This is a genomic window from Streptomyces angustmyceticus, assembly GCF_019933235.1.
Classification (GTDB): Bacteria; Actinomycetota; Actinomycetes; order Streptomycetales; family Streptomycetaceae; genus Streptomyces; species Streptomyces angustmyceticus.
Window position 1 is genome coordinate 7495755 of record NZ_CP082945.1, and the last position, 26835, is coordinate 7522589.

The 26835-nt window shown below is 72.0% G+C and carries 22 protein-coding genes and 1 pseudogene; 10 read left to right on the top strand and 13 right to left on the bottom strand.

What is annotated here, in order from left to right:
• Positions 1–292: 292 nt before the first annotated feature.
• From K7396_RS33330 to K7396_RS33345, 4 genes are all read right to left on the bottom strand, one after another.
• Positions 293–940 carry a PE-PGRS family protein gene (locus tag K7396_RS33330; protein ID WP_158101166.1) on the bottom strand — a complete coding sequence of 216 codons (648 nt, stop codon included), beginning with the start codon at positions 938–940 and terminating at the stop codon, positions 293–295.
• 156 nt (positions 941–1096) lie between these two features.
• Positions 1097–1324: a hypothetical protein gene (locus K7396_RS33335; protein WP_086719696.1), complete on the bottom strand. Its 228-nt coding sequence runs from the start codon at positions 1322–1324 to the stop codon at positions 1097–1099.
• An 85-nt stretch (positions 1325–1409) separates the two neighbouring features.
• Positions 1410–2552 (bottom strand): ABC transporter substrate-binding protein, encoded by a 1143-nt coding sequence (locus tag K7396_RS33340; RefSeq protein ID WP_086719697.1) that lies wholly within the window; start codon positions 2550–2552, stop codon positions 1410–1412.
• A 197-nt stretch (positions 2553–2749) separates the two neighbouring features.
• Positions 2750–5593, bottom strand: a complete 2844-nt coding sequence (locus K7396_RS33345) for a SpoIIE family protein phosphatase/ATP-binding protein (RefSeq protein WP_107421217.1) — start codon at positions 5591–5593, stop codon at positions 2750–2752.
• 386 nt (positions 5594–5979) lie between these two features.
• On the opposite strand from K7396_RS33345, the pseudogene K7396_RS33350 reads away from it, so the two are divergent.
• A pseudogene (locus K7396_RS33350) lies at positions 5980–6768 on the top strand (short-chain fatty acyl-CoA regulator family protein); the annotation flags it as partial.
• A gap of 70 nt (positions 6769–6838) precedes the next feature.
• On the opposite strand, the gene K7396_RS33355 reads toward K7396_RS33350, so the two are convergent.
• From K7396_RS33355 to K7396_RS36035, 4 genes are all read right to left on the bottom strand, one after another.
• A complete protein-coding gene (locus tag K7396_RS33355; protein ID WP_158101167.1) occupies positions 6839–7012 on the bottom strand; it encodes a hypothetical protein in 174 nt (57 codons plus the stop codon).
• Between the two features lie 201 nt (positions 7013–7213).
• Positions 7214–8041, bottom strand: a complete 828-nt coding sequence (locus tag K7396_RS33360) for an alpha/beta fold hydrolase (protein WP_086719698.1) — start codon at positions 8039–8041, stop codon at positions 7214–7216.
• Positions 8042–8206: 165 nt separating this feature from the next.
• The gene (locus tag K7396_RS35740; RefSeq protein WP_244212028.1) at positions 8207–8467 is read right to left on the bottom strand and encodes a lipoprotein; all 261 of its coding nucleotides are present in this window, start codon (positions 8465–8467) and stop codon (positions 8207–8209) included.
• The gene (locus tag K7396_RS36035; RefSeq protein ID WP_359488890.1) at positions 8349–8669 is read right to left on the bottom strand and encodes a lipoprotein; all 321 of its coding nucleotides are present in this window, start codon (positions 8667–8669) and stop codon (positions 8349–8351) included. Before K7396_RS36035 ends, K7396_RS35740 begins: the two co-directional genes overlap by 119 nt.
• Here K7396_RS36035 and K7396_RS33370 point away from each other — a divergent pair.
• The gene (locus K7396_RS33370; protein ID WP_223660466.1) at positions 8626–8838 is read left to right on the top strand and encodes a hypothetical protein; all 213 of its coding nucleotides are present in this window, start codon (positions 8626–8628) and stop codon (positions 8836–8838) included. The genes K7396_RS36035 and K7396_RS33370 overlap by 44 nt on opposite strands.
• Positions 8839–9968: 1130 nt before the next feature.
• Here K7396_RS33370 and K7396_RS33375 read toward each other — a convergent pair.
• Positions 9969–10628 (bottom strand): SRPBCC family protein, encoded by a 660-nt coding sequence (locus tag K7396_RS33375; protein ID WP_086719700.1) that lies wholly within the window; start codon positions 10626–10628, stop codon positions 9969–9971.
• A 139-nt stretch (positions 10629–10767) separates the two neighbouring features.
• Between K7396_RS33375 and K7396_RS33380 the strand changes: the two genes are divergently transcribed.
• Positions 10768–11421 carry a TetR/AcrR family transcriptional regulator gene (locus K7396_RS33380; protein ID WP_086719701.1) on the top strand — a complete coding sequence of 218 codons (654 nt, stop codon included), beginning with the start codon at positions 10768–10770 and terminating at the stop codon, positions 11419–11421.
• Positions 11422–11614: 193 nt separating this feature from the next.
• Here the strand turns inward: K7396_RS33380 and K7396_RS33385 are convergent, their stop codons facing one another.
• From K7396_RS33385 to K7396_RS33395, 3 genes are read right to left on the bottom strand one after another with little or no spacing between them, the layout of a single operon-like run.
• Positions 11615–12844, bottom strand: a complete 1230-nt coding sequence (locus K7396_RS33385) for a cytochrome P450 (RefSeq protein ID WP_086719702.1) — start codon at positions 12842–12844, stop codon at positions 11615–11617.
• A gap of 12 nt (positions 12845–12856) precedes the next feature.
• Positions 12857–14218, bottom strand: a complete 1362-nt coding sequence (locus K7396_RS33390) for an NAD(P)/FAD-dependent oxidoreductase (RefSeq protein ID WP_086719703.1) — start codon at positions 14216–14218, stop codon at positions 12857–12859.
• Positions 14215–14469 carry a ferredoxin gene (locus K7396_RS33395; RefSeq protein ID WP_086719704.1) on the bottom strand — a complete coding sequence of 85 codons (255 nt, stop codon included), beginning with the start codon at positions 14467–14469 and terminating at the stop codon, positions 14215–14217. The genes K7396_RS33390 and K7396_RS33395 overlap by 4 nt, the downstream gene beginning before the upstream one ends.
• Positions 14470–14649: 180 nt before the next feature.
• Between K7396_RS33395 and K7396_RS33400 the strand changes: the two genes are divergently transcribed.
• From K7396_RS33400 to K7396_RS33410, 3 genes are all read left to right on the top strand, one after another.
• The gene (locus tag K7396_RS33400; protein ID WP_086719705.1) at positions 14650–15315 is read left to right on the top strand and encodes a TetR/AcrR family transcriptional regulator; all 666 of its coding nucleotides are present in this window, start codon (positions 14650–14652) and stop codon (positions 15313–15315) included.
• A 101-nt stretch (positions 15316–15416) separates the two neighbouring features.
• Positions 15417–16067, top strand: coding sequence for a hypothetical protein (locus tag K7396_RS33405; protein WP_086719706.1), 651 nt, complete (start codon positions 15417–15419; stop codon positions 16065–16067).
• Positions 16068–16318: 251 nt separating this feature from the next.
• Positions 16319–18169 (top strand): glycoside hydrolase family 35 protein, encoded by a 1851-nt coding sequence (locus K7396_RS33410; RefSeq protein WP_174886886.1) that lies wholly within the window; start codon positions 16319–16321, stop codon positions 18167–18169.
• 85 nt (positions 18170–18254) lie between these two features.
• Here K7396_RS33410 and K7396_RS33415 read toward each other — a convergent pair whose 3' ends face one another.
• Positions 18255–19418: an alanine racemase gene (locus tag K7396_RS33415; protein ID WP_086719708.1), complete on the bottom strand. Its 1164-nt coding sequence runs from the start codon at positions 19416–19418 to the stop codon at positions 18255–18257.
• Between the two features lie 167 nt (positions 19419–19585).
• Between K7396_RS33415 and K7396_RS33420 the strand changes: the two genes are divergently transcribed.
• The 4 genes from K7396_RS33420 (at position 19586) to K7396_RS33435 (ending at position 26783) form a co-directional block, all read left to right on the top strand.
• Positions 19586–20176, top strand: a complete 591-nt coding sequence (locus tag K7396_RS33420; protein ID WP_143589179.1) for a helix-turn-helix domain-containing protein — start codon at positions 19586–19588, stop codon at positions 20174–20176.
• A gap of 159 nt (positions 20177–20335) precedes the next feature.
• On the top strand, positions 20336–21250 hold the full coding sequence (gene bla / locus K7396_RS33425) for a class A beta-lactamase (RefSeq protein WP_174886885.1): 915 nt from the start codon (positions 20336–20338) through the stop codon (positions 21248–21250).
• A gap of 282 nt (positions 21251–21532) precedes the next feature.
• Complete coding sequence (locus K7396_RS33430) at positions 21533–23110, top strand: alpha/beta hydrolase (RefSeq protein ID WP_086719710.1); 1578 nt, start codon at positions 21533–21535, stop codon at positions 23108–23110.
• Between the two features lie 298 nt (positions 23111–23408).
• Positions 23409–26783: a pyruvate carboxylase gene (locus tag K7396_RS33435; protein ID WP_086719711.1), complete on the top strand. Its 3375-nt coding sequence runs from the start codon at positions 23409–23411 to the stop codon at positions 26781–26783.
• Positions 26784–26835 lie beyond the last annotated feature (52 nt).

Here is a 26835-nt window from a genome sequence, read left to right on the forward strand (position 1 = left end):
CCTCCCACGGGAGCCACCGGGCCGCACGGCTGCGCTCCCGTTTCCCGGACACGGCGTATCAGCAGGCCGATGCCGACCGGCTCGACGGACGAGTCATCGCTCCGCTGCGTCGCGGAGCGGGGGGCGGCCGGAGCGAGACCGGCCGTGGGCACCCGGGATGCCACCGTCCGGACAGGCGTCATCATCATCTGGAGTCCTTCGCATGGTTCGGTCACCGTGAATACGGACGACCGGAGACCGGGTGCGGGCGCGGCCACCGCCGCTCCCACACGCACCCGGATACCGGCTGTTGTCAGCGGACAGCCGGTTCCCGCGGAGGACCACGCAACGACACCACATGCGCCAGCAGCAGTTCGCGCAGCGCCCGGCGCGGGGGCTGCGCCGGAACCCGCAGCTCCTCCAGGGCCGCCGGAAGAGCGGAGCACAGCAGGGGGCACAGCCGCCGGAAGAGGAACAGGGACACCGTGCGCACCAGGCGGAAGGCCGCCTGCTCCCCGCCCCACAGCCACCAGGCGCTCAACGCGGCGACCGCCATGTGCACCGCGAGCATCGAGTGCCCGGCGCTCTGCATTCCCTCGTGCAGCGACGCCGGCATACCCGGCATCGGCCCATGGGCCGTCCCGCCGCCGGAGAGCGCCGAGGGGATCGGTGATCCTCCGTCACACGTCAGGACCTTCCGCCACAGCCGGCCCCAGGACCAGGGGCCGTCCGCGGGGCCCGGCGACACCTGACCGACCGTGAACACGGTATGGAGCGCGGCCTGGGTGCCGAGGGTCAGCAGGCCCACCACACCCGGCCCGCGCTCGCGCCGGGCGAAGCACCACGCGGCGGCGGACGCCCCGGCGGCGGCCGCGAGCACCACATGCCACGGCAGCGGGGAACGCGCTGCCAGGGCGTGCCCAAGAGCCGTCAGCAGCACACAGACCGTGGCGAACACCACGGCCCGTAGTCCCCTGAGAACGCATCCGGCTTCCATGTCGAGCCCAGCTTGCACCCTGGCCGCCTTTCCCGACCCCGGAGTCCAAAAAGGTGCTCAATCCTGGAGCGAATTCCACCGGACCCGCCGCCCGCACTGCACGGTGCGGCGCGCCCGGCCTCAGCCGCGCCGCCCCGTACGGTCGCTGTGGCGCCGCCGCAGCGCCCAACCGGCCAGGACGGGAAACGCGACCACCCCGACCAGGCTGGGCAGCAGGCTCGGTTCGCCGGATCCTGACTCCAGTACGGCTGCCAGGAGCTGGACACCGGCCAGTACCGCCAGTCCCAGGTAGATCCATCCTGCCCAGGCGGGCCCGGCCAGCGAGGGGACTGCACCGTGTCGTTCCATTGTTCGCGTATGCCCCGTGACGCCCGGCTCAAGGCTGCGGTCGTACCGGCCCGGCAGCCGCCCCCAACTCCTCACGACCGGCGGTTCAGCCGCCCACGGCCTTGGCCCACTGGGCACGGACCGTGCGCAGCGCCTTGTTCAGCTGGGCCTCGGTGGGGAACTGCGGTGTGCCCTCGACCGTCGGCAGCCGTGCGGCCAGGGCCTTGTCGAGGGTGCCGTTCTTCGCCATGGCGGCCATCAGCACCGGGCGGGCGTAGTCCACGAGGCGGAGGTTCTGCCCCTCCGGGCTGAAGAGGTACTCCTGCCACAGCCGTGCCGCGGCCGGGTGGGGGGCGTACTTGTTGATCGCCAGTGCGTAGTACTGCGAGAAGCTGCCGTCGAAGGGAATGGAGACCTTCCACTTCACGCCGGTGCCGCGGAGCCGGTCGATGTGCTGCAGGTTGAGGTAGTCCCACTCGATGATGACCGGTGTCCTTCCCGCGGCGATCGTGGCCGGGCCGGGTTCGGCCCGGTGGTAGTTGCCGGCCTTGTCGAGCCGGGCGAAGAAGTCGATGCCCGGCTGGATGTTGTCGAACGATCCCCCGTTGGCGAGCGCCGCCGCGTACACGGCGGCGAAGGCCGATCCCGCCATCGCGGGATCGCCGTGGATCGAGACCAGGCCCTTGTACTCCGGCCGGAGCAGATCGGCGAAGGATTCGGGGCAGTTCCGTACGCGGGAGGCGTCGCAGCCGATCGAGATGTAGCCGCCGTAGTTGTTGTACCAGCGGGCCCCGGCGTCCTTCTGGTCCGGCGGGATCTCGTCGAACTGTGCGACCCGGTAGGGGGCCAGCAGGTTCTGCCGCGCCGCGGACTGGGCGAAGGTGTCCGCGACGTCGATCACGTCGGGGGCGCGCTGCCGGCCCCGGTAGCGCTTGAGGGCCTCGATCTCCTGACTGCTGTGGCCGTTCGGATCGTCGACGACGACCTTGATGCCGTACTTCTTCTCGAAGCCGTTGATCAGCCCGCCGTAGTTGGCCCACTGGCGCGGCAGCGCGATCGCGTTGAGCCTGCCCTCCTTCTTCGCCGCCCTGATCAGTGCCGCCGTCCCGCCGGCCTCCGCCGCGGACCCGGCCCGGGAGGGCGCGACCGGCCGGGTGGGGCCCCCTTCCTGGCACGCCACGAGACCGAGCGTCACCAGGCCGAGGCAGCACAGGGCAGCGGTGGTGCGGACCCGGTGATGTGCGGCCACGACGCCTCCAACAGGGCCGGATGGGGGAGCGGTCCGCCGGGCGGTGGGCGGACGCGGAGCGTGCGGCAAGATCCACAGCAGCGTACTCCGCGCCTTCGCGTGCCTCTGCCAGGACGGGATCGGGCCAGGTCACGTCGGCGCGTAGGCGCCATACGGGCAGGGGACGCGACGCCGGTCCGGGCGCCGCGCCACCGCTCTCACCACCCCCCTTCCTGCTCCCAATGGCGCAACAGGTGCTCCGAGGGCTCCTCTTCCGCGGGCGGGGCGTCGGGGACGATGGCCTGGGCGGCCCAGATCGTCTTGCCCCGGGGGGAGTAGCGGGTGCCCCACTGTTCGGCGAACTGCGCGACGAGGAAGAGACCGCGGCCCTCCTCGTCGGTGGTCTTCGCCTGGCGGATGTGCGGGGAGGTGCTGCTGCCGTCGGAGACCTCGCAGATCAGGGTGGTGCGGGTGTGCAGGAGCCGGACGTGGATGGGCTCGGCGCCGTAGCGAATGGCGTTGGTGATCAGTTCGCTGAGGATCAGCTCGGTGCCGTAGGAGATGTGCGCCAGGCCCCAGTCCGCCAACTGGCGGGCACAGTCGTTGCGGACCGGGCCGACCGCCGCCGGGTCGCGGGACACGTCCCATTCGGCGACGTCCGACGGGTCCAGCCGCCGGGTGCGGGCCACCAGCAGCGCGACATCGTCGGTGGACCCGCCGGGCAGCAGCGCGTGCAGGACGGCGGCGCAGGTGTCCTCCGGCGCACGGTCCGCTCCGGCGAGGGCCGCTCGCAGGGCTTCCAGCCCGGCGTCCAGGTCGTGGCCGCGGTTCTCGACCAGCCCGTCGGTGTACAGCACCAGCCGGGAGCCTTCCGGCAGCGACAGTGCGGCGGTCTCGAAGGGCAGGCCGGCGCCCAGGCCCAGCGGTGGGGAGACCGGTGGGTGCAGGAACTCCACCGTCCCGTCGGGGTGGGCCACGGCGGGCGGCACATGACCGGCCGTGGCGGCGGTGACCTGCCCGGAGACCGCGTCATAGATGACGTACAGACAGGTGGCGCCGGTGATCGCCGGTCCCTCGTCGGTGTCCTCGTCCTGGATGTCGAGGCGGGCCACCAGCTCGTCCAGATGGCCCAGCAGTTCGTCGGGGGAGAGGTCCAGGGCCGAGAAGTTGTGCACGGCGATGCGCAGCCGGCCCATGGTCGCCGCCGCGTGCAGCCCGTGGCCCACCACATCGCCGACGACCAGCGCCACCCGCGCGCCGGGCAGCGGGATGACGTCGAACCAGTCCCCGCCCACGCCGGCCTTCGCGGGGAGATAGCGGTGCGCCACCTCCAGGGCGTCCTGGTCGGGCAGGCCGCGGGGCATCAGGCTGCGCTGGAGCGTCATCGCCATGGTGCGCTCGCGGGTGAAGCGGCGGGCGTTGTCGATCCCCACCGCGGCCCGCCCCGCCAGCTCCTCGGCGAACGACAGGTCCTCGTCGTCGAACGGCGGGGAGTCCCCGGACCGCCAGAAGTCCACCAGGCCCAGCACCACGCCCCGGGCGCGCAGCGGAACGACGGCCAGCGAATGCACCCCGTGCTCCAGGATCCGCCGGGTGCGTTCCGGGTCCCGCGACCGCCAGGCGGACGAGCCGGCCAGGTCGGGCACCACCATGGCGCGGACCTGGTCCACCTCCGCCGCCCCCGCGGTGTCCGGGACGGCGCGGATCAGCTCGCCGACGGGGTGGAGCGGGTGGTCCGGCGCCAGCCCGGCGATGGCGGTCCGGCGCAGACCGCCGCCCGCCACGGCCGGTTCCTCGCCCCGCAGCACCGGGTCCAGCAGCTCGACGGTGACGATGTCGGCGAACCGGGGGACCGCCACCTGCGACAGCTCCTCGGCCGTCCGCACGACGTTCAGCGTGGAGCCGATCCGCAGCCCGGCGTCGTAGAGGAGCCGCAACCGCTCCCGCGCCACCTCGGCGCGCCCCGCCAGCCACCGCAGTTCGGTGGTGTCGCGCAGGGTCACCACGCTCCCCTGATGGGATCCGTAGGGGGAGGTGGACCGCTTGTTGACGGCCAGCAGCCGGTCCTGGGCCAGGTGCACCTCGTCGGTGGCGCTCCGGTCCGACGCCAGGAGTTCCGCGGTGCGGTGGTTCAGCGCCAGGTCGCCCACCCGGCGTCCCTCCGCGTCCGGGGGGAGGTCCAGCAGCCGCCGGGCCTCGTCGTTGGCCAGCAGCAGCCGGCCGTCGCGGCCGACGATGAGGACGCCTTCCCGCACCGCGTGCAGCACCGCGTCGTGATGCTCGTACATCCGGGTCATCTCGGCCGGTCCCAGACCGTGGGTCTGCCGCCGCAGCCGACGGCTCACCAGCCCCGCGCCGCCGCCGGCGAGAGCCAGCGCCACGACCGCGGTGCCCAGGAACATGGGCAGCTGCTGGTTGACCGACTTCTGCACCTTCTCCACCGTGACCGGCGCGGCGACGAGGGCGACGACCCGGCCCGAGGCGTCCTTCACGGGGGCCACGGAGACCACGGACAGGCCCAGGGCGCCCTGGAAGGTCCGGGTGAAGGGCTTGCCCCGGGCGGCCTCGGCATACGGGCCGATGACGTGCTTGCCGATCTGCCGTGGGTCACTGTGGGTGAGGGTGATCCCGTCCAGGTTGTACACGATGAGGGCGTCGACTCCGGAGGCCTTCCGGGCCGCCTCGGCGAGCGGCTGGAGCTTCGCGGACGGATTGCCGCTGTTCAGCGCCTGCTGGAGCCCCCAGGCGTGCGCGAAGGACTCGGCTGCGGCGAGCGTCCGGTGCCGGGCGTCGGTCATGGTGTCCCGCCGGGCCTGGACGACGAGCGCCACCACTGCCGCCGCGACCAGCAGCACCACGACCACCAGCTGCAGCAGGAAGACCTCCTGGGCGACGCTGCGGGTGGTCAACGAGGACCGGATGCCCTGCGGCCCGCCGTCCCCCGCGGGGCCTTCGTCCCCCGCCTCACCGGTGCCGTCCCCGGCAGGGGCCGCACCCGGAACGGCGGAACGACCGGACGCGCGGCTCAGCCACCGCCACAAGCGCCCCGGGTTTCCGCTCATGATTCACATTTATCCCGCTTTGCCCGGGGGCGGGCAAGGCGCGCTACGGCAGTTGCCCCACGGGACGACACGCGGCCACCGTGCCGCGCCGCGCCGGATCCCGCCCCGCGCCGCGCCCGGCGCCCGGCCGGGACCTGCCCCCGAGGCTGCGGACCCAGCCGGCGCGGCAGGGCGCGGAACGGCCTCAGTCCTCCGTTCCGCGCCCCGTACCGCACACCCGCCGGGCTCCTCAGCCCGGCGGCGACCCAGGGACCCTCAGTCCTGGTCACAGGTGCAAAACCCCCGGCCGGTCGTGTGGCCGGGAGCTGGGCTGCGCCCACCCGAGGGATCCGCTCGGGCTCCGCGCCCGCGTCCACACCACCCGAGGTGGCGCGGCCGGACTCGACCGCGTCCTGCACCTGTCGAGCAGACTGCGCCCCGGCCAGCAGGCGTTCCGGATGGCCACGCAGCTGGCGTTCCTCGAATACGACGACGAACTCGCGCGCCTCGCGTCACAGGACTTCACCCCGGACTCCGCCGCCTGGTCACTGGCCCGCATCGGCATCGCCAACTACTTCGCCGCCGCCCTGGTCCTCCCCTACCGCCGCTTCCACACGGCGGCCGAAGAGGTCCGCTACGACATCGAGCGGCTCACCGACCGGTTCGGCCTCGGCTACGAGACGGTCTGCCACCGCCTGAGCACCCTCCAGCGCCCACGCCTGCGGGGCGTCCCGTTCTCCTTCGTACGGGTGGACCGCGCGGGCAACATGTCCGAACGGCAGTCCGCGACCGACTTCCACTTCTCCCGGGCGGGCGGCACCTGCCCGCTGTGGAACGTCTACGAGGCGTTCGCCGCGCCCGGCCGGATCCACGCCCAGGCCGCGGCCATGCCGGACGGGCAGCGCTACCTGTGGACCGCACGAGCGGTCACCCGGCACCGCGGGGGCTGGGGCGAGCCCGGCAAAACCTTCGCCCTCGGCCTCGGCTGCGAGGTCCGCCACGCCTCCCGCGTCGTCTACTCCGACGGCCTGGACCTCGGCAACGCCGCCGCGGCCACCCCGATCGGCATGGGCTGCCGCGTCTGCGAACGCACCGACTGCCCGCAGCGGGCGGTCCCGCCGCTGGACCGCCGGCTCGCGGTCGACGAGAACAGCAGCACGTTCGTGCCGTACCCCGTCGCCGATCCGGAGGTGTGAGCGAGGGAGACCGGATCGGTGCGCAGCGGCTTCAGGCGCCGGGGCGGGCGTGGCCGCTGATCCAGATGATTCAGAGAAGCGGCTTGCCGCCTCCGGAGGAACTGGGCGTGTAGTGCTTGTACAGGCCGTCGTACTGGTCGGTCCCGTAGGCCCGGTGGGCGTCAGGGTGGTCGTACCTGCGTCGCCGACGGCGCGGCAGGAAGGACGCGATGCGCGAGGCCAGACGGCTGAGTGCGGTTTTCATCGGCTCCTCCGTTCGTACTGTTCGGTAGTTCGAGGGTACGCACCACGAGGCCCACATGCGGTGATCTGAGCCAGAGTTGAGGATCCGTCGGCGGCGGTTTCGGCCTTGCACCATGGCGAAGACCTCCGATGCGGTGGAGGTCTTGGCGCTCCACCACACCGGAGGTCTTCGCATCCCACGGTAAGGGACGAGGAGGCAGCGTCACGATGGGGTGTTCCCGATGAAGTCGAGCAGGTCCCGGTTGAGTTCCTCGGCGTGGGTGAGGAAGAGGCCGTGGCCTGCGCCGGAGTACTCCTTGTAGACGTTGTCCGGTATCAGGGCGGCCAGCCGACGACCGCAGAGATCGATGGGCGCGGAGGCGTCGGCGTCGCCGTGGAGGATCAGGGCCGGCACCCGGAGCGCGCCGGCCTCCTTGCGCAGGTCGGTGCAGAACCCCGTTCTGATCACCTCGACGGCGGCCTTGGCCGAGCAGTCAAGGGTCTTCTGCACCGTCCACGCCATGAGTTCGGCGGAAATCCGGTTGCCCAGATGCGTGGCGAAGAACGCCTGGGCGTTCTGGGCCATCCACCTCGGGCGGTCGCTGGTCCGGTCCGCCATCACCGCGTCGAAGAGGCTCCGGTCGATCCCCTCCGGGTTGTCCGGCGTCCGGATCATCAACGGCGCGGTGACCGCGACCAGCACCACCCGGCTCACCCGGTCATCGCCGTGCCGGGACAGGTAACGGATCACCTCCCCGCCACCCATCGAATGCGCCACCAGGGTCACCTCGCGCAGGTCGAGGTGGTCGAGCAGCGCCGCGAGGTCGTCGGCGAGGGTGTCGTAGTCGAAGCCGTGGCCGACCCAGTCCGAGCGGCCGTGCCCCCGCTTGTCGAACGCGACGCAGCGCAGGCCCTGTTCGGACAGCGGGAGCATCTGGAACTCCCAGGAACTGCTGCCCAGCCAGGCCCCGGTCACGAACACCACCGGCTTGCCCCGCCCCCAGTCGGTGTAGAACAAGCTCGTCCCGTCGGAACCTTCGAAGTACGGCATGCGCGAGTCCTTCCGAGGTGATGAGGTGTCGCTGCGTCGTCATCACTGTCGCCCGGCGGGGAACGCACCGTCGATTACTCCGGAGGTAAGGACGGTCGGGGTACCCCGGATGCGGCGGTGTTGCCGGGTGCCGCCGTGCCGCCCCTCGTGCGGCGGCCGCATCGCTCAGGAGGTGAGCCCGAGCGTCTTCGTGGCCAGCTCGAACGCCGGGAGCATCGCCTTGTGCTCGCCCGCGTTGAGCCCTCCGAGGTGGAGGACCACACCACCGCGCTCGGTCATCACGGCCAGCGCGCGTTCGGGCCTGATCTCACCGGCGGCCAGGTCGGTGACCGTGTAGTCGGCCTCGGCGGCGGGCAGGCCACCGGCCTTGACCTCGCGGATCCTGACGTTGCTCTCGAAGTGCTCGGCGGCGACGAACGTCTTCACCAGGGCCCGGGGGGGAACCGCCGGGTGCGGCAGCGCCCTTGGTGCCGGACCACACGGTGAGGAAGCCGATGTGCCCGGCGGCCTTGGCGTCGAGCTCGCAAGCGGGCGTGAGCGGCCCCTGATGACCCGGCGGACCCATCCGGTCCACCGTCGCCCGCGTGAGGGCCGTCGCCTCCCAGGACGTCTCGGGGGTGAAGTGCACCGGCAGTTCGCACGCCGTGCCCTTGTCGCCGAGCTTCTTCTCGGCGACCTTCTTCTCGTCCTCGCCCCAGCCGAACGTACAGCCGCCGAGCACACCCCCCGCGACCACCGCCCCCAGCACGGCCTGCGACACCTTGCGCATCCCGGAAACCACCACTGGCCTGCCCTAGCGGTGAGTTGGCCGATTCCGGTCGAGGCTCTGCACGGCAGCTACCGGAGCCGAGAGTGGGGCTACCGGTGTCAAGAGGCGCACTTCGTGCACGTCGTATCGTTTCCGGCCGCTCCGTCTGACAACTACTCATGCATGCGCCGAGAATGCGGATTTGCGCTCGGCAATTGCCTTCCGGATGCGGAACTCTGGAGCGCGGCTGGTGCGATGAGTTCGCGACATCGGGAACGCCTTCCCCAGGGCAAGGAAAAGGATTCCGGAGAGCGACGAGCGGCCACGTTGTGTGCGCGAAAAAAATCCTGATTTACCTTAACTTTCAGCCTTTTTCCGTTTGATTTCGGCTCGTGTCGCGGCGTAGCGTGAGAGGTGGTTCAGCTGGACAGCTGGATATCCACCAGAGATTCAAGGAGGCACGATGAGCTTCCGAAGCGTACTCCCCCTGAGGCATGGCGGCGACGGCTGGGACGACTGGGGCCGTGGCCGGGGCTACGGACGCGGTTACGGACGTGGTCGTGGCTATGGACGTGGTCGTGGATTCGGCTATGGCCGTGGACGCGGCTTTGGCCGAGGACGTGGATTCGGCCGCGGAGGCCGTTTCTAGCGACCCCACAGGTCAACTTCGAGGCTGGTCCCCAGCGATGGGGGCCGGCCTTGAGGATGCCGCGACACGGCGGCCGCAGGCCGCGTCAATTCCCGCCGCTCGGGCCTTCGGCTGCAGCGGCGCACATCATTACCTTCGTGCACCATGAACTCGTGTGCGCCAACGGCGCATTGGGTTCCATGGTGCTTTTTGCGTCCCGGCTGTCTGACTGAGTGTCCGGGCTGACTGAGTGTCCGGGCAAGGGAAACGCTGCGTGAGGCGCATCAAGGTCACACGCAGCGCGCTTCCGGGCCTTCCCTGCCCGAGATATTCAGTATTCCCGCCGACGACTTGCCCCGCAATCCCAGATGTGCACTGCACCGTTTGTTTCATCAATCCTTTGCGAAATCCTCGGGGCCGCATAACGATGCGCTGCGCTCCGGCAGGGAGTTTGACGGTGTGTGGCACCAACGCTTGCCCGCTGACCGCGCGTTCCCTGGCTGTCACAAGCGGTAGGGCGCCGACAATGGGGCTCGGGCGCGGTTCTCGGCTCAGTGTGACCGGTTGTGGGTGCGGGCTTCGGCAGTGGACTTCAGGTCGCGCAGCCACGCTTCGAGGCCCTCACGGAGAATTCTGGTCGCGGTGGGTACGTCCGCCTCGACCTGGGCGCCGGTGTGGGTCTCCTCGGTGCTCACCCGGACACCGCCTTTCACCTTGGCGAAGGTCCATACATGGACGCCCTCGATGCGCAGACCTTCGCCGATCGCCGGGCCGGTCCAGCGGAGGCACGCACCGTCCTTGACCTGCCGGACGGTCGAGGTGATCTCCAGGCTCGTGGCGGGAGTGGAGGGGTTGGGGGGTACCGGGGTCGTCCACCGGAACGCCGAACCCTTGCGGAACGGTCCGTGATCGAGGCGCTGCACGGCCTCGACCGGGCTCTGCCAGGCCGGCCAGCGCTCCACGTCGGTCTGCAGCTTCCATATGGTGCGCAGCGGGGCGTTGATCACGGTCTCGGTGCGGTGGCGGACGCGGGCATCGGGGTCGACGCCCTTGCCGCGGCAGGTGAGGGGCTTGCGGGGGTGGGAGGCGTGGGAGCCGGTGGCTCCGGCTGGTGCGGCCGTGGGGACGAGGAGCCCTAAGGCGAGCGGGACGGCGAACAGGGCGGCGCGGGCACCGGTGCCGCGGATGTCGAAGCTGTGGATGCCGGACATGGGACCCTCCTGAGCTACGAGGTGACGCGTATGTGAGAAGTTATAACGATCCGCAAGGCGGCAGGTCAATAGATGCGTGATACCTTCTCACCAACACGTGATGATGTAGCCCGATGGGTGATGAGGACGGTGGCAGGCCATGGCGGAGACGGGTGCGAAGACCCCGCGGGAGCGCTATCGGGCCCAGGTGCGGGCGGAGATCACGGAACGCGCCTGGGAGCAGATCGCCACGGCGGGGGCCTCCGCGCTCTCCCTCAACGCGATCGCCAAGCAGATGGGCATGAGCGGACCGGCGCTCTACCGCTACTTCGCCAGCCGTGACGACCTGATCACCGAACTCGTCCGGGAGGCGTACCGAAGCCTCGCCGAGACCCTCCGCGCGGCCGCGGAATCGGGTGCCGACCTGGCCGGGCTGGCCCACGCCCTGCGCGGCTGGGCACTGGCGGACCCGCAGCGGTACTTCCTGGTCTACGGCACGCCCATTCCCGGCTACCACGCGCCCGCGGACACCACCGCCATCTCCTCCGAGATCATGACGACCGTGCTCGACGCGTGCGCGGCACTCGCCCCGGACGACGCCGCCACCCCCTTCGACGCCTACCTTGCGGACCACCGGGACTGGGCCGCCGACCACCCGGCTCCGCCCGAGGCCCTCCACCGCGTCCTGACCTTCTGGACCCGCCTGCACGGCGTCCTGTCCCTGGAGCTCGCCGGCCACTTCACCGGCATGGGCCTCGACCCCGCCCAGCTCTTCGCGGCCGAACTGAACGGCCTGCTCGCACCCCGCCCCTGAGGCTGCGCCCCCGCGCCTCGCCCGTGAGGCCGCGGACCGCGCTCCTGGGCCCTGAGGGCGCGGACCCCGCACCCCGCCCCCGAGGTCGCGGGCCTGGCTCCCCGCCTCCGAGGTCGCAAGACAGCGCCCCGCCCCCGATCCGCCTCGGTGTGCGGCGGGTCGGGGGCGGGGCTGAGGCGTGCCGGCCGGCCGGTCAGGCGCCGCCGTTGTCGGGGGAGAGGCGGGTGAAGGAGACCGGGAGGCTCTCCGGGCCGCGCAGGATCGCGTTCTCCCGGTAGGGCGGGGGATCGGCGACCAGGCCGGGAGACGCCAGGCGGCGGGCCAGGGCCGTCAGGGCGATCTGTGCTTCGGCGCGGGCCAGGGTGGCGCCGATGCAGTAGTGGATGCCGCCGCCGAACCCGAGGTGGGCGTTGTCGGCGCGGTCGGGCACGAACCGGTCCGGGTCCGCGAAGCGCTGCGGGTCGCGGTTGCCGGCGGCGAGGAGCAGGCGGATGCGTGAGCCCTTGGGGATGGTGGTGCCGGCGATGTCGATGTCGGCCAGGGTGCTGCGACCGGACATCTGTACCGGCGGGTCGTAGCGCAGCACCTCCTCCACGAGCGGAGTGGCGAGATCGGGGTCGGTGCGCAGCCGGGCGAGGGCGTCGGGGTGGCGCAACAGGGCGAGGGTGCCGTTGGCGATGAGATTGACGGTGGTCTCGTGCCCGGCGATGAGCAGCAGGCCCAGCGTGACGCGGAGGTCGATGGGGTCCATGGGGCCCTCGGGGTGCTGACTGTGCATCAGGCCGGAGAGCAGGTCCCCGCCGGGGGCGGCGTCGTGCCGGGCGATGAGCCCTTCGAGGTACTGCTGCAACTCGGCCCGCGTCTCCTGGAGTTCGCGGATCTCGTCCTCGGTCTGGGTGTCGATGGGGTCCAGTCCGCGGGTGAGCCGGCGGGCCAGGCTGCCGAAGAGGGACTCGTCCTCGCGCGGTACGCCGAGCAGTTCACAGATGACGGTGACGGGCAGGGGGTACGCCAGGTCGGCGACGACGTCCAGGTGTCCCGGCTGCTCGCTGATGTGCGCGTCGAGCAGATCGGTGACGAGCTTGTCGATGTGGTCGCGCATGCCCATGACGCGCGGGACGAACTGCCGGCTGACCAGCTGGCGCAGCTGGTCGTGCTTGGGCGGGTCCTCGACCAGCAGGCTCTTGCGGATCGGCCGCTGCTGCGGCGGGGGGAGCCGGTCGGCGCTGATGCGCGGGTCGCGCAGCAGGAGGCTGATCTCGCGGTGTCCGGTGGCCAGCCAGTTGCCGTCGTCCATGCGCGCGATCGGCTCGCGGAGCAACTGCTCGTAGTGGGGGTAGGGGTTGGGGCGGTGCTCATGGCGGAGGGCCTGGGCGAACAGCTCCGCGGCCGTGTGCTGGGGGGTGGCCGAGGTCGTGGTCATGGTGGATCTCCCTCACTCGTGTCCGGCCAGGACGGCCTGGGCGGACGGCACGGACGGGGTGGCGGCGACGGACGGAAGGCCCGGTGCGGGGTCGGCGGGCCGGGGGAACGCGGGGTCGAGCGGCTCGGGGCGGTCCGGTCCGTCGGTGGCGTTCAGCACCGGCGGGAAGGGGGCGCCGGCCTCGATGAGGGCGGCGTATCCGTCCAGCACGCGGGGGGAGTCGACCGCGACGGCCGCGACCAGACGGTCCTGCCGGCCGTAGGCGGCGACGAACTGCCGCTGGTCGAGGGAGCCCTGGGTGAGGACGACCTGGTCGGCCAGGGCGGGCAGCCCCACGCACTTGAGGTTGACCCCGAACTGGTTGGACCAGAACGCCGGGAGGGGGCGGTGGACGAGGGGTGCCCGGGAGGCGTGCACCATGTTGTGCGCGGCGGTCCGGGCCTGTGCGACGGCGTTGTCCCAGTGGTCCAGCCGCAGGAGCTGCCCGGGGTAGAGCGGGTGCGGCCAGCGGGCGACATCACCGGCGGCGAAGACGTCGCCCAGCGGCGTCCCGTCGTCGGCCAGGGCCCGGCAGGACTCGTCGCACACCACGCCGCGGCCGTCCGCGGCCAGCCCGGAGCCGGTCAGCCACTCGGTGTTGGCGAGGGCGCCGGCGGCGACCACGGCCACCTCGGCCTCCACCACGCTGCCGTCGGACAGGACCGCTCGCCGCAACGCGCCATGGGCGTCGCCCTCCAGCGTCCGCACCGTGGTGCCGAGCCGCAGGTCCACCCCGGCGTCGCGGTACCAGCGGGCCGCGGCGCCGCCGATCACGCCGCCCAGGGCGCTCCCCAGCGGGGTGTCGCCGCGCTGGGTCACGGTCACGTCGAGGCCCAGGTCGCGGCAGACGGAGGCGACCTCACCGCCGGTGAAGCCGGCGCCGATCACCAGGACCCGGCCCGGCGCCGCCGCCAGTGCCGCGCGCAGCCGGTCGGCGTCGTCGCGGGTCCGCAGCACATGCACCCCGTGGAGGGCGCCGCCCTGCCGCTCGGGCCAGGGGCGGGACCGGGTGCCGGTGGCGATCAGCAGCCGGTCGTACGGCACCGCCCGCCCGTCCGCCAGCGACACCTGCCGCGTGCGCGGGTCGACGCCGGTCGCGGGGGTGCCGAGCAGCCAGCGGGCGCCGATGTCGCGCACCCGGGGCAGCACGGTGTGGTCGGTGGACAGCCAGCCGGACAGGACCGCCTTCGACAGCGGCGGACGGTCGTAGGGCGCGTGCGGTTCGTCGCCGATGAGCGTGAGCTCACCGTCGAACCCCTGGTCGCGCAGTGCCTCGGCGGCCCGGAGGCCGGCCAGGGAGGCGCCGGCCACGACGATGCGCTCGGGGCCCCTCACTGTGCCCCTTCCGAGGTCAGGGGCGCGGGCTCGGTCGCCCCGCCGAGTAGGATGGCCTGCACCGGACAGGCCGCGGCGGCCCGCTCGACCTCGCGGCGGGTCCGCGGATCGGGCGCGTAGTCGTACTCCAGCGCTTCTTCGCCGTGGAACCGGAAGACGGTCGGCGCGGCGTACACGCACTGTCCGTAGCTCTGGCATCGGTTCAGATCCACGACGAGCCGGAACTCCTCGGGGGGCGGATCGGTGGGCATGTCTTTGCTCTCCTCCCAGGTCGGCGGGGGTTCGGCGGGGTCATTGGCGGTGGTCGGGCGTCGCCGTGCGACGTCTTCCGGACTCGATTGCACCCGCCATTCAGATAGCAACCACTATTCAGACTGTACACGCTATCCGCGCATTGACATAGTGATCGCTATCCGAATAGCATCGACGATATGAGTACCGATCGAGAGGAACCCGCACGGCAGCGGCTCACCCGTGCGGAGGCCAAGGCCCGCACCCGGCGCCTGCTGCTGGACGCGGCGGCCAGGGTTTTCGCCCGCAAGGGCTTCGCCGGCGCCTCGGTGGAGGAGATCGCCGAGTCGGCCGGCTTCTCCATCGGCGCGCTCTACTCCAACTTCGGCGGCAAGGAGGCGCTCTTCCTGGAGCTGATGGCCGAACGCGGTCTGGGCCGCGTCTCCGAGGCCGCCCAGACCCTCGACCGCCACGAGGCGGGCACCGGGGAGGCGGCGGCCGAGCTGGGGCGCCTGTTGGTGCAGGTCGCCGACAAGGACACCGATTTCGCGCCGCTCCAGGCCGAGTTCTGGCTCTATGCCGTACGCAACCCGCACGTCCTCGACACCATGGCCGCCGCGCTGCGCGAACCGCGTCAGGCGCTGGAGGGCCTGATCGACACCTGGCTCGCCGAGCGGGGCGCGCCCGCCGACGTCCCCGCCGACGCCGTGGCCACGGTCGTGGCGGCGCTGTTCCAGGGGCTGGTGCGCCTGCGGCGCGTCGATCCCGACAGCGTTCCCGAGGAGCTCTTCGGTCAGGCCCTGCAATGGCTGTTCAGCGGCATCGGCGCGCCCCCCGCCCAGGCCCGCCCCACCGACCAGGACTGACCGGCGCCGCGCCCGGACCGCCCCGCGGCCGCCGCGCGCCGCCACCGCGGCGGGGTCCCGGCTCGCTCCGCACACCACTCCGTCCGCAAGGAGTCGCCTTCATGAACCCGCCACCGCAACCGGCCGCCCGGGCTGTCCGCAGGGGCTACGCCGTGGCCGGCGCGGTCCTTGCCTTCATGTGGCTGGGGGAGACCAACGAGCCCGCCTGGGCCCACGCCGTGCGTGCGACCTTCCTCCTGCTGCTCCTCCCGCCCCTGCTGCTGCGGACCAACCGGGCGCTCACCGCCGCGTTCCACGAGTCCGCGCACCCCCGCCGGGCGCTGGCCCGGCTGATCGCCGCCCGGATCGTCATCGTCGCGGCGGCCCTCGCGGCCGGTGCCTTCCTCGGGCACCTCATGAACCCACAGGCCGCCGACGACACCAGGGCGTTCGTCGTCCGGGTGCTGTGCGTCCTGCTGACCATCCCGCTGCAGATCCGCTTCGCGTACCGCGCACGGGCCAAGGGCGCGCACCCCGCGGACCGTCCCACCTTGTCGGCGCCCCGGGTGATGGGCGCCAAGCTCGGTCTGATCGCCGCCGCACTGCTGCTGCAGATGCTGATCGATCCCTATGTGGCCGAAGCCCAGGTGATCACCGCCGTCGTCATCGCCGCCACCGTGACCGCCCTGGGCCCCCGGCTCCACGCCAAGCTGCTGATCACTCCTGCTCCCCAGGCCACCGGCCGGCGGAGTCCCGCGCGCGCGACCACATAGCGGGGGCGGCCAGATGGCGGTGCGCGGCCGTGTGTGCGCGATCGCGTGACGATGCGGTTCGCCGGAACCCGAACGGCGGCTCACCGCCCGGCAGTTCGGGTGCGCCGTGATCGCGCCGTGTTTCCTCGTGTTCAGTCACGAACCCTTGTGCTCGTTTCTGTTCTACAGAACACTTCTCACTGCACAGAAACGCCCATGACTGAACACGTTCGCGACATGGGTGACGGTCTGTCGAGTCGAGGAGTGCAGATATGGCGCCATTCAGTCGACGTGGATTCCTGAGCGCGGCCATGGTGGGGGCCGCTTCCCTGGGCGTCGCCGTGGGGAGCGGCCGGACCGCCCTCGCCCAGGCGGAGGACCCGAGGGGCCTGACCCTCCGCGGAGACGCATTCCTGCTGGACGGCAAGCCGTTCCGGATCCTCTCGGGCGCCTTCCACTACTTCAGGACGCACCCCAGGGACTGGCGCGACCGGCTGACGCGGATGCGGGCCATGGGCCTGAACACGGTGGAAACCTACGTCGCCTGGAACTTCCACCAACCGTACGAGAAGAAGGCCGACTTCACCGGATGGCGCGACGTCGCCGCCTTCATACGGACCGCCGACGAGGCCGGGCTCAAGGTGATCGTGCGGCCGGGCCCGTACATCTGCGCGGAATGGGACTTCGGCGGGCTGCCGGCCTGGCTCCTCAAGGACAAGGACGCGCCGCTGCGCCGCTCCGACCCCGCGTTCGAGCGGGCCGTCGACGCCTGGTTCGCCGAACTCCTGCCCCGGCTCGTCGATCTGCAGGCCACCCGCGGCGGGCCCGTCATCGCCCTGCAGGTCGAGAACGAGTACGGCAGCTACGGCGACGACCACGCCTACCTGGAGCATCTGCGGGACACCATGCGCGCGCAGGGCATCGACAGCCTGCTGTTCTGCTCCAACGGAGCCACCCAGGAAGCGCTGAAGGCCGGCAGCCTCCCCGACCTCCTGTCCACCGTCAACTTCGCCGGGGACCCCACCGGACCCTTCGCGGAGCTGCGCGCCTTCCAGCCGGACAAGCCCCTGTTCTGCACGGAGTTCTGGGACGGCTGGTTCGACCACTGGGGCGAGCCCCACCACACCTCCGACCCGGCGCGGACCGCCGCCGACGTGGAGAAGATGCTCGCAGCGGGAGCGTCGGTCAACCTCTACATGGCAGTGGGCGGTACGAACTTCGGCTGGTACGCGGGCGCCAACCTGACCGGCAGCGCCTATCAGCCCACCGTCACCAGCTACGACTACGACTCCCCGATCAGCGAATCCGGCGAACTCACCGAGAAGTTCCACGCGGTGCGCGAGGTGCTCGCCAAGTACGCCACCGTGCCGGACACGCCCCTGCCGGCCACGCCGCCCCGCATGCCCGCCCAGCGGATCGCCGTCCGCGAGTCGGTGCCGTTGATGGCGTCCCTCGACACGCTGAGCACTCCGCTACGGCGTACCGCGCCCGTCCACATGGAGGCGCTCGGCCAGTCGTACGGACTGATCCACTACCGCACCCGGGTACGCGGGCCGCAGGGGACCAGGCGGCTGCGGGTCACGGGCCTGGGCGACCGGGCGCTGGTCTTCGGCGACGGCAAGCGCATCGGCACCTTCGACCGCAACCAGCCGGAACACGCCGTCGACGTCACCGTGACCGGCGGGTCCACCACCCTCGATCTCCTGGTGGACCCCACCGGGCGGATCAACTTCGGCCAGGGCCTCAACGACCCCAAGGGAATCAGCGGCAAGGTCCTCCTCGACGAGGAGGAACCGCACGACTGGGAGATCCGCCGGCTGACGCTGGACGACCTCTCGCCCCTGAAGTTCACCGGCGACCACACGCCCACCGGCCCCGCGTTCCACCGGGCCCGGGTCCATGTCGACACCCCCGCGGACGGCTTCCTCGCCTTTCCCGGCTGGGACAAGGGCATGGTCTGGCTGAACGGATTCGCCCTCGGCCGGTACTGGTCCCTCGGCCCGCAGACCACCCTCTACGCACCGAGCCATCTGTGGCGGCGGGGGAGCAACGAGCTCGTCGTGCTGGAGATGGAGCGGACCGGGGACGCGATCGAGGTACGGTCCGCGCCCGACCTCGGCTAGGGCGCGGCGCGACGGCGGATCCTGACGTGCACTCGTCAGTCGTGACGTCGTGAAGCCGTCGCCCGTCCCCCTCGGCCGCGAGCCGTCAACGGAACTGCGGATGCCACACGTCGCGGACGTCCCCCTCGTCGTCGACGACCGCGATGTCGGGCCACCGGTCGAAGGCCGAGCACGGGTGGGAGATGCCGAGTTCGACCTCGTCGCCCACCTGGAGGTCTTGTACGTCGGTGAGGACCAGATGGTGGTCGTAGATCTGGGCCGCGGTGGCCCGCACCGCGGCGCGTGGGGTGCCGGCGGCCGAGCGCGCCCCGAGGACGACGGGCAGGCCGGCGTCGTAGGGGAGTTCGCGCTTGCCGGCACCCACGATCGCGGTTCCGGTCTCGGGGGTGGAGAGCACGGCCGCGCCCACCGTCAGGGCCGGGCGCAGGCCGGGCAGCGGTGAGATCTGCGCGTAGGTGCCGTGGTCGTGGGTGACGTAGCAGCCGGACCGGAGCACGGACACCAGGGGGAGGCCGGCGTGCCGGTTCCGGAGGTCCGCCACGGCGCGGACGACGCGGTCGGGGAAGGCCGAGCCGCCCATGCTGAAGACCGGTTCCGCGGTCGTGTACAGGGGCGTCAGGGCGGTGAATGCCTCGGCCACCGTGCGGCAGTGCTCGTCGACGGCGGCGAGCGTCGCCGTGTCACGGACGTTGGGGCGCACCCCCTCGTATCCGGCGACACCGGCCATGAGGACTCCGGGCGGCGCCTTGGCGGCGGCCGCGCCGAGCTCGTACGCCTCGGCGACGTCGCGCACCCCGGCCCGGCCGCCCGGCACGCCGACCTCCACGAGCAGCCGCAGCGGATTGCCGCTGTCGCGCAGGGCCGCCGAGGCGAGGTCCAGGCCCGCCGGGGAGTCGATGAGGCAGAAGAGCTCCAGGTCCGGGGCCTCGTCCAGCAGGCGGCGGAGGAGTGTGAGGTCGGAGGAGTGGATCACCTGGTTGGCGATGAGGATGCGGGTCACGCCCCAGCTCCGCGCCACCGCGGCCTGCCGCGCCGTGGCCACCGTGACGCCCCAGGCCCCGGCCGTCAGCTGCCGCTCGACGACGGGGCTGGTCATGGTGGTCTTGATGTGGGGGCAGAGTTCGACTTCGTGCTCGCGGCACCAGTCGGCCATGAGGCGCACGTTGTGCTCCAACGCGCTGCTCCGGAGCCGGAGTTCGGGCAGCGCGCGGGCCTCGCGCCGGTCGGACGGCAGGTCGTCGGGGTGCATGGGCCCTCCAGGGTGCGCCGGGCGCGGACGGGGAGACGGGGACGCGGGCGTCGTGTATTGAGGATGGAACGTACACAATATGCGACGCGCGGGCAACGTCTATAGTGGACGCGGTGTGTTCTTTAGTGGACGTGCTCTGTGCTGGACGCGAGGAGGGGGTGGGTGGCGTGACAGCCGACGAGAACCCGGCCGGGGCGCAGGGGGCCGCTGACGACGGAATCGGCCGCCACCTGCGCCGGGAACGCCTGGAGCGGGGGCTCACGCTGGAGCAGCTCGCGGACCGGACGGGGCTGTCCCGCAGCTATCTCAGCAACGTCGAGCGCGATGTGAACAGCCCGACGATCAACACCCTGCGGACGATCGTCGAAGCCCTCGGTACCACCCTCAGCAGGCTCTTCCACGCCGTCGACCGCGGGCACCGCGTGCTGACCCGCCCCGATCAGCGGGTCGAGCTCACCCGGGCCGGCGTGGAGGGCGTCACCTATACGCTCCTCAATCCCGAGCACGGCGGCAGGCTGGAGATGATGCTCCTGGAGGTGGCCCCGGGCGCGACCTCCGGCGACCGGCCGCACTCCCACACGGGTGAGGAGGTCGGCGTCATGCTGAGCGGGGAGCTGGACTACTGGGTCGACGGCGTCCACCACCGCCTGCAGCCGGGCGACTGCGTCAGCTTCCCGTCCTCCACGCCGCACCGCTATCACAACCCCGGCGAGGTGCCCGCCGTCTGCGTCTGGGCCGAGACCCCGCCGAGCTTCTGAGCGCACGGCTCCCCGGGGGCACGGTGGCCGGTGCGGGCATTACCGTAGAAAAGCCCTGAAAGGGGACCAAGTGGCCTTTCCTGGTGTCTTGGAGGGGGAAGGCAGTCGTCGTGACCGCAGAGACGTCGTCATGACCGTAGGAACGAGGAGAGTACGACCTTGGAGACCACGGGATCCCGCCGCTCCCGCCGCGCGGTGCTGGCCCTCGGAGCGGGGACGGCGCTCGCGGCAGCCCTGCCGGCCACGGCCCACGCCGCAACTCCCGGCCGGAGAGCGCTTGTCGGACAACTGAGGGATCTGGAGCAGGAGTACTCCGCGCGCCTCGGCGTGTTCGCCTACGACACGGCCACGGGCCGGACCGTGGACTACCGCGCGGACGAACGCTTCGCGATGTGCTCGGTGTTCAAGGGGCTCGCCGCCGCGGCCGTCCTGCGCGACCTGGACCACCACGGCGAGTTCCTCGCCCGGCGGATCCGGTACACCGAGAAGTACGTCACCGACGCCGGCTACGCCCCGGTCACGGGCAAGCCGGAGAACGTCGCCCAGGGGATGACGGTCGAGGACCTGTGTGCCGCCGCCGTCTCCCAGAGCGACAACGGGGCGGGCAACCTCCTGCTGCGCGAACTGGGCGGGCCGACCGCGATCACCCGCTTCTGCCGCTCGATCGGCGACGGCACCACGCGTCTCGACCGGTGGGAGCCCGAGCTGAACACCGCGGAGCCGTGGCGGACGACCGACCTCACCACCCCTCGGGCCATCGGGCGGACCTACGCCCGTCTCGTCGTGGGCGACGCGCTGCCCGCCGAGGACCGGAGCCGGCTGACCGGCTGGCTGGTCGCCAACACCACCAACGGCGAGCGCTTCCGCGCCGGTCTGCCCGCCGACTGGAGGCTGGCGGACAAGACCGGTGGCGGTTCGCAGTACGGGGTCGCCAACGACGTGGGAGTCGTCTGGCCGCCCGGACGCCCGCCGCTCGTCCTCGCCGTCCTGTCGACCAAGTACGACCCCAAGGGCCCGACGGACAACCCCCTCGTCGCCAGGACCGCCGCCCTGGTGGGCGCGGCACTCACCTGACGCTCCGGCGCGGCGGCCGGCTCCTCGCCGGCGCGGCGCGGGCCCGGTCGGCGCGAGGCGCCGGCCGGGAGCCCCGCCGCACCGCCCGCCGGGATGCGCCGCCCCACTCCGCGTGCGCCGGGCATCGCCCCAGCGTGATGCCGGCGCCGCCGCGACCGCTTCGCGGTGTGTTCTCCCGTCGACACCGCGTATAACTCGCGGCCCACTGTGACGGGGCCAATAGCCATGTGGCGACGCTTGTGAGCATGCTCCCCCGGGGGTTACCGAGAGAGCGAGAAGGCGATGCCCATAGCCCGCAAGTCCATGGCCCTCACGGCCGGTGTCCTGGCTGCCACCACCGTGGTGACGGCCGGCGCCGTCGGTGGTGCCGCGGCCGCCCAGCCCGACCAGGCCAAGGGCCGGAACACGTCCGCCCCGGTCCTGCCCGCGCGCTTCACCCAGCAGAAGATCCAGTGGACGGCCTGCGGCACGGATGTCGCCGCCAAGACCGTGCCCGGCGCGGAGTGCGGCTGGGTGAAGGTGCCCGTCGACTACGCCGCCCCGGACGGGAAGACCCTCGAACTACGGGTGTCGCGGGTGCGGGCCAAGGACCGCGGCCACCGGATGGGGTCGCTGCTCTTCAACCCCGGCGGGCCCGGCGCCGGCGGCGCGGCCGACGTGGCCGACGGAAACTGGCAGGCCGGCAAGGAGGCCAGGGCCCGCTACGACCTGGTCGGCTTCGACCCCCGCGGCATCGGCGCGTCCGGGCAGATCAAGTGCCCCGACGGCGCGCCCCAGGAACCCGAGAGCCTGCCGCGCACCGAAGCGGAGGCCGAGCGGGCCTTCGCCGACGCGACCGAGCAGGCCCGGTCCTGCAAGAAGGCGAGCGGCCCGGTGCTCGCGCACATGGACAGCGTGAGCGTCGCGCGCGACCTCGACGTGCTCCGCACGGTCCTGGGCGACGCCAAGCTGAACTACACCGGGTACTCCTACGGCAGCTTCCTCGGCCAGCAGTACATGAAGCTGTTCCCCGACAAGGTCGGCCGGATGGTGCTCGACAGCGTCGTCAACCCCGCCGCCGACATGCAGAAGGTCGCCCGGCTCGACATCAAGACGTCCGACGACGCGATGCGCCGCTACGCCCGCAACCTCGTCGCACGCGGCGACGACCGGCTGGGAGCCACGACCGGGGAGATCCGGAGCCGGCTCACCGAGTTCGCCGGGAAGCTGGCGCGCAAGCCGCTGCGCGGGGCCGACGGCGCGGAGTTCACCGACGGAGCCCTGTCCACGTATCTCGGGACGGCCGTGACGGACGAAAAGAGCTGGGAGCCGCTGACCAAGGCGCTGGTGGCCGCCCTGCGCGGGGACGCGACCGCCTTCGACCGCTTCGACGCCGCGGCGGGCGGCGAGAGCGGCGGCGGGAAGCCGACGCCGCAGGAGCAGCGGGCCGAGCAGAACGAGTCCGTGAGCATGCCCGCGGTGCTCTGCCTGGACTCGCCGTCCGCACCGAGGTCCCCGAAGGAGATGCTGGCCACCGCCGACTCGTTCGCGAAGCAGTCGCCGCTCTTCGGGCGTCACTTCGCCTGGCAGATGATCGACTGCGCGACCTGGCCGGTCGCCCCCACGGGCGCGGCCGCACCGGTCACGGCATCCGGCGCCCCGCCGGTGCTGCTGGTGTCCTACACCCACGATGTGCAGACCCCGCTGGAGAACGCGCGGGCGGTGCACCGGCAGTTGGCCCACAGCTCGCTGCTCCTGCGCAACGGCCAGGGACACGCGGCGTACGCCTCGGCGGACCCGTCCACCTGCACCGACCGCGTCGTCGACCGGTACCTGGTCGGGGGGAAGCTGCCGGACAAGACCGCCCGCTGCCCGCGTTGACACCGGGCGGCCGGCGCGGGTGGGCGGCCTCGCCGGGCGGTGGGCCGCCCGGTCGGCGAGTTGCTCGGCAGCGAGTCCTTGATCTGCCGGTGGTACAGCGCTCATAGTGGTGCTGACCTGCTGAAACGGCGGCTGTGACGGCTGTCGGCGGAGTGTGGGTCCGGGTAGGGTCCGGATCTTGATGTCAGCTACCTGATTGACGAGGCCCGGTCCGGTAACAAGTCACTGCGGGTCCGGCGACGATCTGCCCGAGGCGGACACCGTGGTGTCCGTCGACGGCAGGCTGAAGGGATCGAGAATGTTCCGCAAGGTACTGGTCGCCAATCGTGGTGAGATCGCGATTCGCGCCTTCCGAGCCAGCTACGAGCTGGGCGCGAAGACCGTTGCCGTCTTCCCGCACGAGGACCGCAACTCCCTGCACCGCCTGAAGGCCGACGAGGCCCACGAGATCGGCGAGCCGGGGCACCCGGTACGCGCCTATCTCTCCGTGGAGGAGATCGTCCGCGCCGCGCGCCGGGCCGGAGCGGACGCGGTCTACCCGGGCTACGGGTTCCTGTCCGAGAACCCCGACCTCGCGCGCGCCTGCGAGGAGGCGGGCATCACCTTCGTCGGGCCGAGCACGGACATCCTCGAACTGACCGGGAACAAGGCGCGCGCGGTGGCCGCCGCGCGCGCCGCCGGCGTACCGGTGCTCGGTTCCTCGGAGCCCTCCACCGACGTCGACGAACTGGTCCGGGCCGCCGAGGACATCGGCTTTCCGGTGTTCGTCAAGGCGGTCGCCGGCGGCGGAGGGCGCGGTATGCGCCGGGTCGAGGACCGCGACACGCTGCGCGAATCCATCGAGGCGGCGGCCCGCGAGGCCGCGTCCGCGTTCGGCGACCCCACCGTCTTCCTGGAGAAGGCCGTCGTCGACCCCCGCCACATCGAGGTGCAGATCCTCGCCGACGGGCACGGCAACGTCATCCACCTCTTCGAGCGCGACTGCTCGCTCCAGCGCCGGCACCAGAAGGTGATCGAACTCGCGCCCGCGCCGAACCTCGATCCCGAGCTGCGCGAGCGGATCTGCGCCGACGCCGTGCGGTTCGCCCAGCAGATCGGCTACCGCAACGCCGGCACCGTCGAGTTCCTGCTCGACCGCGACGGGAACCACGTCTTCATCGAGATGAACCCGCGCATCCAGGTAGAGCACACGGTGACCGAGGAGGTCACCGACGTCGACCTGGTGCAGTCGCAGCTGCGTATCGCCGCGGGCGAGAAGCTGGCCGACCTCGGCCTCACCCAGGACGCCATCGCCCTGCACGGCGCCGCGCTGCAGTGCCGCATCACCACCGAGGACCCCGCCAACGGCTTCCGCCCGGACACCGGCAGGATCAGCGCCTACCGGTCGCCGGGCGGCTCGGGCATCCGTCTCGACGGCGGCACCACGCACGCCGGCACGGAGATCAGCGCGCACTTCGACTCGATGCTGGTCAAGCTCAGCTGCCGGGGCCGCGACTTCCACACCGCGATCGGCCGGGCCCGCCGCGCCGTGGCCGAGTTCCGCATCCGCGGCGTGGCCACGAACATCCCGTTCCTGCAGGCCGTGCTCGACGACCCGGACTTCCGGGCCGGGCGGGTCACCACCTCGTTCATCGAGGAGCGCCCGCACCTGCTCACCGCGCGCCACTCCGCCGACCGCGGCACCAAGCTGCTCACCTACCTCGCGGACGTGACGGTCAACAAGCCGCACGGCCCACGGCCCGAGCTGATCGACCCGGCCACCAAGCTGCCGCCCCTGCCCGCCACCGAACCGCCCGCCGGCTCCCGGCAGCGCCTGGCCGAGCTCGGCCCGGACGGGTTCGCCCGGTGGCTGCGCGAGTCACCGGTCATCGGCGTCACCGACACCACCTTCCGCGACGCCCACCAGTCACTGCTGGCCACCCGGGTCCGCACCAAGGACATGCTCGCCGTCGCCCCGGTGGTGGCGCGGACCATGCCGGAGCTGCTGTCCCTGGAGTGCTGGGGCGGCGCCACCTACGACGTCGCACTCCGCTTCCTCGCCGAGGACCCCTGGGAGCGCCTGGCCGCACTCCGCGAAGCCGTACCGAACATCTGCCTGCAGATGCTGCTCCGCGGCCGCAACACGGTCGGCTACACGCCCTACCCGACCGAGGTCACCGACCACTTCGTACGGGAGGCCGCGGCCACCGGCATCGACATCTTCCGGATCTTCGACGCGCTCAACGACGTCGGTCAGATGCGGCCCGCCATCGACGCCGTACGGGAGACCGGGACGGCCGTCGCCGAGGTCGCCCTGTGCTACACCTCCGACCTGTCCGACCCGTCCGAGCGGCTGTACACCCTCGACTACTACCTCCGCCTGGCCGAGCAGATCGTGGACGCCGGCGCCCAGGTCCTGGCCATCAAGGACATGGCGGGCCTGCTCAGGGCCCCGGCCGCCGAGACCCTCGTATCGGCCCTGCGCCGCGAGTTCGACCTGCCCGTGCACCTGCACACCCACGACACCGCGGGCGGCCAGCTCGCCACGTACCTCGCGGCGATCCGGGCCGGCGCGGACGCGGTGGACGGCGCGGTCGCCTCCATGGCCGGCACGACCTCGCAGCCCTCGCTGTCGGCGATCGTGGCCGCCACCGACCATTCCCGGCGGCCCACCGGACTGGACCTCAAGGCGGTCGGCGACCTGGAGCCGTACTGGGAGAGCGTCCGCAGGATCTACGCGCCGTTCGAGGCGGGCCTGGCCTCGCCGACCGGCCGCGTCTACCACCACGAGATCCCCGGCGGCCAGCTGTCCAACCTGCGCACCCAGGCGGTCGCGCTCGGCCTGGGCGACCGCTTCGAGGACATCGAGGCGATGTACGCCGCCGCCGACCGGATCCTCGGACACCTGGTGAAGGTGACCCCGTCGTCCAAGGTGGTCGGCGACCTGGCCCTGCACCTGGTGGGCGCCGGGGTGAAGCCGGAGGACTTCGAGGCGACGCCGAACGAGTTCGACATCCCCGACTCCGTCATCGGCTTCCTCCGCGGCGAGTTGGGCAACCCGCCCGGCGGATGGCCGGAGCCGTTCCGCGCCAAGGCGCTGGAGGGCCGCGCCGAGCCCAGGCCCGTACAGGAGCTGACCGCGGACGACCGCACCGGACTGGAGAAGGACCGCCGCACCACCCTCAACCGGCTGCTGTTCCCCGGACCGGCGGGCGACTTCGAGACCCACCGCCAGGCGTACGGCGACACCAGCGTGCTGGACAGCCAGGACTTCTTCTACGGGCTCAGCTCCGGCACGGAGTACGCCATCGACCTGGAGCCGGGCGTACGGCTCCTGGTCGAACTGGAGGCCGTCGGCGAGGCCGACGAACGCGGTATGCGCACCGTGGTGTCCACCCTGAACGGCCAGCTGCGCCCGATCCAGGTCCGGGACACCGCGGCGGCCACCGACGTACCGGTGACGGAGAAGGCCGACCGGTCCAACCCCGGCCATGTCGCCGCGCCGTTCGCCGGAGTGGTGACGCTCGCGGTGGCCGAGGGCGACGAGGTGGCGGCCGGCACCACGGTGGCCACCATCGAGGCCATGAAGATGGAAGCCGCCATCACCGCCCCGAAGTCCGGCCGGGTGGCCCGCCTCGCCATCAACCAGATCCAGCAGGTGGAGGGCGGCGACCTCCTCGTCGACCTCGCCTGAACCACCTTCCGCCCGACCACGCACGCGGGGGCGTTCCCGGCCCGGACCGGGA